1 protein-coding gene is annotated in these 278 nt (G+C 65.1%); it reads left to right on the top strand.

Features of this window, described 5'->3' with window-relative positions:
• On the top strand, window positions 1–278 hold a 278-nt coding region (locus ACTFO6_RS18705), incomplete at both ends, for an SNF2-related protein (RefSeq protein ID WP_439935865.1).

The raw sequence follows: 278 nt of genomic DNA on the forward strand, positions 1-278 counted from the left end.
GCGCATGCAAACACCGCCGGAAGGGCGTTACGCGGCCTTTGTCGCGGGGCGTATTTCTCCGGAACCCTACCAGTTCGCCCCCCTAGCTCGGTTGCTCGCCGGACCGCGACGCGGACTTCTGATCGCAGACGATGTCGGTCTCGGCAAGAGCATCGAGGCCGGCATCTGCCTGCTGGAGCTCATCGCCCGCGGGGTCGGCCGGCGCATCCTGATCGTGGTCCCGCCCGGCCTCATTCCACAGTGGTTGGACGAGATGTGGGAGAAATTCGGTCTCGAAT

The sequence above is a fragment of the Pelomicrobium sp. G1 genome (assembly GCF_051905455.1).
GTDB lineage: Bacteria > Pseudomonadota > Gammaproteobacteria > Burkholderiales > UBA6910 > Pelomicrobium.